Genomic DNA, 6953 nt, shown 5'->3' with positions numbered 1-6953 from the left:
TTGAATACTAAACACTTGGCAACCGTTATTGGCTCCCAATGCGCTCACACGGCAGCCACTCACGATATAATGTCCATGGGCGCGGTCGTACGTCGCAATGGCTTGCATGGCGGGTTCAAGCAGTGATGGGGATTTTTGATCAATCAGAACACCATCTTGCAAGATATAAACGGGAAAGAAAGCCCCTTGCTGCTCATCCTCTTTTAGTGCCCAAACAAGCTGTGCTGTTTCGCGTGCGGCACCAGGCTCTCCTTCTGCCAATGTGCCAGGGACTTGCCCCAACAACTCTGGATCATCCTCATGGNCTTGAATACTAAACACTTGGCAACCGTTATTGGCTCCCAATGCGCTCACACGGCAGCCACTCACGATATAATGTCCATGGGCACGGTCGTACGTCGCAATGGCTTGCATGGCAGGTTCAAGGAGTGAGGGTGATTTTTGATCAATCAGAACACCATCTTGCAAGATATAAACGGGAAAGAAAGTGCCATTCTGCTCATCCTCTTTTAGTGCCCAAACAAGCTGTGCTGTTTCGCGTGCGGCACCAGGCTCTCCTTCTGCCAATGTGCCAGGGACTTGCCCCAATAGCTCTGGATCATCCTCATGGGTTATCCATTTTTTTTGCAGCTTCACACCAATTTCCAAGCGCCCAATCATGGCAACATTGTTGAGTACAGCGGGTGCAACGGGGAAAATATCGCCTGCGATATAAATTTTACCATCCGTTAAAGTGACGGTCCTTGTCNCATTGTTGAGTACAGCTTCAGAGACTGGGAAGATATCACCAGCAATATAAATCTTGCCATCCGTTAAAGTGACGGTCCTTGTCTCTTTGTTGACAAAAGCATCAGCGCGTTCAACGCGGTCTCCTTCTTGTGCCACAAGGCGCCCCAAACGGTCATGCCGTCCCCTTATAATGGTTTGAACTTCATTCAATTCACCACTTTGAATAAAGGGACGCGTGCCATAAAAGACAACGCTTTGTTGTTCCTCTTTGCCGCGAGATCTGTCAATTGCAAAGGGTAAACCACTTTCATGCTTCATATTAAAACCTCAATAAAATCTTGAATTGTTCGCGAACATCGGCACGCAAAGGAATATTGATGGGTGTTTTGAGTATCTCTACACCACCATTCAGTTCATTGACGTCACACCAAAGCTTTCCAAGGGGGACATCTTGTTTGGGAATGCCGTGAACGAGAATAGAAACAAATGCTGCTTGTTTCCCATCAACATCGTGAAAGTCTGTGCGTGCTGCCAGAAAAAGCGCCGTGCCCATCGAGGAGGGCTGGAACCTGACGCCACAATGGCTGTACACACCATCCAAAGCTTGTTCGACAGGNGGGGGATATCAAGGGGGACATCTTGTTTGGGAATGCCGTGAACGAGAATGGAAACAAAAGCTGCTTGTTTCCCGTCAACATCGTGAAAGTCTGTGCGTGCTGCCAGAAAAAGCGCCGTGCCCATCGAGGAGGGCTGGAACCTGCCGCCACAATGGCTGTAAACACCATCCAAAGCTTGTTCGACAGGCGCTACAGCATNGCTGCTTGTTTCCCATCAACATCGTGAAAGTCTGTGCGTGCTGCCAGAAAAAGCGCCGTGCCCATCGAGGAGGGCTGGAACCTGACGCCACAATGGCTGTACACACCATCCAAAGCTTGTTCGACAGGCGCTACAGCATAGCATCTGCGATACCCAATCACGCTATTTTGGCTGTCTCTTAACACGAGATAAAGCGTGCGGTTGCTAAACCACTCTGCCATGAGTATATCGCGTTCATGTTTTTTGACCGAACACCACGGAAAATTTGCCAAATCCCAAGGGTAATCAATTTGGTTCCAGCTTAACTCCTCGTCAAAGTCATCTATCCAATTGCCAATAAGCCTGCCTTCTTCTTTTGTGAGGGTATGATTGATCTCTGTTGTGCGCCCAAAGGAAAACAAAGTGCCCCCAGCTGTTAAGCGAACACCGCTTTCATACTCCAACATGCTATCATCGAGGCGTGACATATTGCCTTCCATGGCTTGCACATTATAACCATAGGTCCCACGGCGAAAATCAGAGCGCAAACTTTTGGAAAGGTCGGTAATCGCTTCAATGGCTTCAAGGCTTTTGCGTTCAGGCAACTGATCAAAATCAAGTTGAAAGGAATTCCACCATGCTCGCCCCGTCCAGGCGGGTTGAAAGCGTGCCGAAATCCCTAGCCATTCAAGCCCCATCTCTATTGCCGCAAGGGAGCCGCGAATATTTTGCCATGCAAGACCCTGATCAATTAAATCATAAAGGTTAGAGAAATAAGGGTTTAATTCTTGTAAGCCATATTCGTCTATTAAAAAGGGCAACCAAGAAGGCGGACGCGTGATAAATTTCGCGCGAGGTATTTCTTCGAGTGCAGTTTTAACGTGAAGTTCAAGAGCCATTGCTTCTGCAAAACAACGTTCAAACAAGCTCGAATTCGGGGGCAAAAGTGAGGAAAGCATCAATAAGCACGCCCCCGTTCAAACAAAACAATATCCCCTAGTGCGACTGCTTCATCAGGTGCGACCAAAATATCCTCAAAAGGTTGCGTTATGTTCACATGGTGAACGCCCTCAACCATCAAGCGGCTTAGTATCCAACTTAAAGACAAATCACGCCCAAGCCTCCATGCACGCGCCCATTCTGCTCTTAAATTCTGCTCCGCTCTTTCCAAAACAAAGGAGCCTTCATCCGGTAACAACCAAAAATCAGCAGAAACATTGATCATCCGCTGTACCGCGCTTTTCACAAGGATGTGGTCATTGGTCATTTTAACATGGGGGGCATCAAGGGCTGCTTGCACCTTTGCAATTAAAGCCTCATCAGCCACCCCTGAAGGAGCGTCACTAAAAAGCGCAACATGAATAAGCGGACTTTTACCCTCACGATAAACAAAAGCATCTTTGACATGGATATCGCTTGAGAGGGCAAAATATTGGTAACGTGGCGCTGTGCCACCTGTGGAATGTCCTTGTCTATTCAAGCGAATGCGGCGGCGCAAACGCTCATCATCTTCATCCAAAAGGCGCGTGACCCCATGAAAATCCCCCAAATGATCTAAACTTGTTCCATGGGCAAATGTGAGTAAATTATCCCGCGCCACTTCATTAATTCGCTGGCGCAATAGCAACTCTTCATAAGCCGCCGCTTGCAATTGAATGACAACCGGATCATAAGCCGTCTTTTCCACATTATAAGGAATATGATGCGCCGCAAAAAGCTCAGTCAAACGCGTGATCTTTTGCTCTAAAATTGTTTCAACAGAAAGCTCTTCAATAATTTGTGGCAAAGGAATCTGTGAAAAGGATAAAGGTTCAAACTCAGTCATCACCAACCTCTAAATTGATGCTCATTGGCTCTTTGTGTGACCAATCCCCCAAATGCCCATTGGGATAAAAAACACCTGTTAAAACAAAATGGAATGTGCCTTCACGCGTTGCTTTTGTCAGATCAATCCTCTGCAACGAAAACCCAGGCTCTCCACACTCTGGATCATCGAGTGCTTCAACAATTGCTTGATAAAGCTGCATCATCGTCGCAGGGTCAGCATTGGCATCTTGGAATGCTCCAACATCACATCCATAATGACGACGCAAAACCCGTGTCCCAATTCTTGTCGTCAGACATTTACGAAGTGACTGTTGACAATGCGCAAAGCCATACAAGAGAGAGCCATCCTTTTCGCTCATCCCGCACCGCATGCTTTAAGCCCCTTTGCTTGTCTTTGTGGTAGAAACCGTTGGGGCCGCCGCAACAACAGGGGCTGGTTTTTCAGCGATCTGACCAAGCAGCAACGGATATTTAGCCGCCTCCTCACTTAAACAAATTTCTTCACCTTTGCCCAGTGAACGCTTGCCTGCAACAAAATCGGCATTGGTTAAAATAACATAAATGTTCTCACGCATGATAAAACTCCTTTAAAGAGGGGAAGAGGTTGTGGAGGGACCCATTTTGACCCCACCGTGTTTGTGGCTTGCGCCAACAGATTTTTGATTATGCTGTAAATCTTCTGCTTGAATCCGCACACTACCCGTTAATTCAACACGGGTTGCTTGATGAGAAAGCACCAAACCTTTTTCACTCAAATGGATTTGGTTTTCCCCATGGGAGAGAATAAGTTCATCTTTTGTCATTCGCAAAGCGCCACCGGCATAACAGAGCGCCAACTCTTGGAAAGAGCGTGCGGGATTAGGTGCATCCTCACTATAACTATCGCGCACCACCAGAGAGGCAGAACCAATTTCGCCATGGGGATTTAATAACCGCACCGGATCACCAACATGGAGGGGCATATTGCTTGAGAGAGCGCCAGAAGCTTCTTGCGCTTGTAGCCAAGGCGATAAAACTGCTTGTCCATTAGAACCCTGTTCGGAAAGTTTCACCCGCACCCTATGGCCATCAACTTGCACAACCCGCCCGATCATGTGCTGGTTGGCAAGACAGCGTTCAAGCGCATCAAGACGCTTCATGATTTGTCGAAAGGTGTCACTCAACAAATGCGCATCATTCATGGCAACACCTCATCATCACATGAAATCAAACCACTTTTGAGTTGTCCTTCATCACAAAAAATATCATGTCCCAACTGATGCAAATCTTGGTGCCATTCCACCACGCTTATCGATACACCACGCTGCTTAATCGCCGCGGAAATAATCGGTTCAATCTGGACATCACGCGGGGCACTCAAATGCGTTAGCCCCCACAATTGCCCGCTATGACAAAGCACCGCAATGGCTTCTGCTAAAAGCCAACTGGAAACATCACGCTCTTTACCAGTGGTAATAATAAAAGCCCCTAAATGAAGATCAGCACTCATCTGTCCACTTGCTACAGGATTCAAACGGCTTTCTAACACCGCAACCCGTATTGCTGGAGCCACCAGCATCTGTGTTTCAAGTTCTTCTAAATTAAAACGTCCAAATTGACAGCCGCAATCACGCACATCCGGTAAAGCGCCTTTAAGGCTTCTTATCACCGCTTCACGAAACTGATTAATGCGCCCGGCATTTTTAATCGTTTGACTCATGCAAAGACCCTTTCCAGCCAGTCTTCTGTCGCTTTGACAATTTCCACTTTATTGTGCTCTGAAAGCCCCAAATAAGGGCGTGCGGGCATGGTCACTTGATGCACACAAACAAAGCGGTGTGCATTGCCGCTTTTAAGAAAAAAGCGCAGTGTCTTGCCATTTTTCGGGCGAATAACCCCACCCAATTGATGAATCCGCGCATAAACCAACCCAGAGCCCACAATCACCTGTTCTGGTGAAGCTTTCATATCAATGGAGCGTGAAAGCGCCCCACTGGCATAAAGAATGGAGGTGCGGGCATAATTGTTTTTCCACTTCTCTCCTTGGGCAGAATTTTTTTCGCTTTGAATCCGCCGCCTTGTGCTTTCTTGGATGAGACGCCCAACCCCTTGTGCCAAAGTCCCCATCGAGCTATCAGCGCCCTTTTGCAAAAAGGATAAAGCCGCTTCAAGCCCTGTCTCTTTAATCTCAATATGGGTTGCAACAGACATGTTACCTTCCCATCAAACGCGGCTTGGCATGAAAAAAAGCCCCATCACGAACCGGTCCATCTTCGCTCATAATTTTAGGTTCATCTATGCCTAACCCCGCTTTGCCTTCGGCAATACGTTTCAGCAAATCAACCGCCTGTTTGTAACGATCTTCAATGGTCGTGGTCAGCGCCGTATGGCGTATGGCTAAATTATAAACAGCAATATTGACACAGATCATACCCAGAGCCGCCGGCTGTCCAGCAATGGGGACGCAGTAGCGATGAGACAAATGCACATCAATCTCACCACTTGCCTGTTCGAGCGCGCGGGCAATGGCTTGCTCTGAAAAAACTGGTTCAGAACTCTCATCCATCCCACACAAATCATCCAAGAAGTCATCACCCCAGAGCTCTTCAATCAATGTTTTGCTTGCATAAGCCATGTTTAAAAGTTTCCCTTAGACAACTTCTTGCAACAAAACACCGGCATCTTTTGCGGCAACCAATTCACACACACGTTCCCCCACACGCACCCGTTTACCACCCGACAAGCCGATATCTGGATCTTGGATCACTCCAGACAAACGCTCGCCCAACTGGGCGCTAAAGCCCCAACTGATCACCGAACCATCTGCCTGTTGTTTGGTAGGGTCAATATAAAGCAGTGCAATCTTATTGCCCCACACGCGTGCCAATTGTGCCGAACGCCCTTTACGTGCCAAATTCACTTGCGATTCACCAATGAGTAAACGATCGGGGTGTATTTCCATCAGATCAGCAAATTGCGCCTTGGTGACAAAACCATCAGCAGTGCCACCCCCTTTAACGGCTTTAATGATTTTGGGATGACGTTTGAGTTTTGACCAAACAACTTTGCCCATCACAATGGTGTTGGGCGTATAGACGAGACTTTTATCCATCGCCTCATCTAAAGTGGCATAAGGGTCAGATTTCTCATAATCGCTAAATTTATTTTCACCCTTAAGCGTAATCACCCGCTCTGGTGCGTAATTTTCACTTCTTTGCACAAGAGCTGCAACACGCACTTCACGCCCCAATTCTAGCAAATTGGCAAGTCCCTCTACAGCTGTCTTTTCGGGGTTATAACGAGAGCGCTTTTCTGCCCGTGCGCGTGCCGCTGCTTCAATATCTGAATTGGGGATGAGATCATCAAGTCCGTAATCTTTGACACTGGCTTCCCGTTCAAAGGCAGAAAATTCCACCACATTCGGGCGCCCTTTTCGCCCAACCTCAAGTTCAGGCACGGTAAAATTTTCTGCTAAAGGAAATTCACTATATTTAAACACCTCACTTAAAACACAAACGCGTGGCAAAACTCTATCGCCAATAAGAGAACCTGCTGGATTGCGATAACCAATAGCAATAGCGGTGAGTGTTGGATCAATGGGAAAAGGTCTGTTCATTTTATGC

General features: G+C 47.4%; 9 protein-coding genes and 2 pseudogenes. All 11 read right to left on the bottom strand.

Features of this window, described 5'->3' with window-relative positions; all coding sequences use genetic code 11:
• On the bottom strand, positions 1-1047 hold a 1047-nt coding region (locus ACFIK7_RS04515), incomplete at its 3' end, for a DUF4815 domain-containing protein (RefSeq protein WP_375662998.1).
• Between the two features lies 1 nt (position 1048).
• Positions 1049-1345, bottom strand: a pseudogene (locus tag ACFIK7_RS04510) (phage tail protein); the annotation flags it as partial.
• Between the two features lie 202 nt (positions 1346-1547).
• Positions 1548-2483 (bottom strand): annotated as a pseudogene (locus ACFIK7_RS04505) (phage tail protein); the annotation flags it as partial.
• Positions 2483-3349: a baseplate J/gp47 family protein gene (locus tag ACFIK7_RS04500; protein ID WP_375662997.1), complete on the bottom strand. Its 867-nt coding sequence runs from the start codon at positions 3347-3349 to the stop codon at positions 2483-2485. The gene ACFIK7_RS04500 and the pseudogene ACFIK7_RS04505, both read right to left, overlap by 1 nt.
• Entirely contained in the window at positions 3342-3722 is a 381-nt protein-coding gene (locus tag ACFIK7_RS04495; RefSeq protein WP_375633729.1) for a GPW/gp25 family protein, read from the bottom strand. The genes ACFIK7_RS04500 and ACFIK7_RS04495 overlap by 8 nt, the downstream gene beginning before the upstream one ends.
• A 3-nt stretch (positions 3723-3725) precedes the next feature.
• Positions 3726-3926 (bottom strand): hypothetical protein, encoded by a 201-nt coding sequence (locus tag ACFIK7_RS04490; protein ID WP_375662996.1) that lies wholly within the window; start codon positions 3924-3926, stop codon positions 3726-3728.
• 12 nt (positions 3927-3938) lie between these two features.
• On the bottom strand, positions 3939-4532 hold the full coding sequence (locus tag ACFIK7_RS04485; protein ID WP_375662995.1) for a baseplate assembly protein: 594 nt from the start codon (positions 4530-4532) through the stop codon (positions 3939-3941).
• The gene (locus tag ACFIK7_RS04480; RefSeq protein ID WP_375662994.1) at positions 4529-5050 is read right to left on the bottom strand and encodes a hypothetical protein; all 522 of its coding nucleotides are present in this window, start codon (positions 5048-5050) and stop codon (positions 4529-4531) included. The genes ACFIK7_RS04485 and ACFIK7_RS04480 overlap by 4 nt, the downstream gene beginning before the upstream one ends.
• Positions 5047-5541, bottom strand: coding sequence for a phage virion morphogenesis protein (locus ACFIK7_RS04475; protein ID WP_375629479.1), 495 nt, complete (start codon positions 5539-5541; stop codon positions 5047-5049). Before ACFIK7_RS04475 ends, ACFIK7_RS04480 begins: the two co-directional genes overlap by 4 nt.
• Before the next feature lies 1 nt (position 5542).
• A complete protein-coding gene (locus tag ACFIK7_RS04470) occupies positions 5543-5965 on the bottom strand; it encodes a gp436 family protein (protein ID WP_375662993.1) in 423 nt (140 codons plus the stop codon).
• A 15-nt stretch (positions 5966-5980) separates the two neighbouring features.
• Positions 5981-6946, bottom strand: coding sequence for a capsid protein (locus ACFIK7_RS04465; RefSeq protein ID WP_375613754.1), 966 nt, complete (start codon positions 6944-6946; stop codon positions 5981-5983).
• Between the last annotated feature and the right edge of the window lie 7 nt (positions 6947-6953).

The organism is Bartonella sp. CL266QHHD, assembly GCF_042195355.1.
GTDB lineage: Bacteria > Pseudomonadota > Alphaproteobacteria > Rhizobiales > Rhizobiaceae > Bartonella.
The sequence above is the reverse complement of the archived record's forward strand: the minus strand, read 5'-3'. Positions and strand labels throughout refer to the sequence as shown.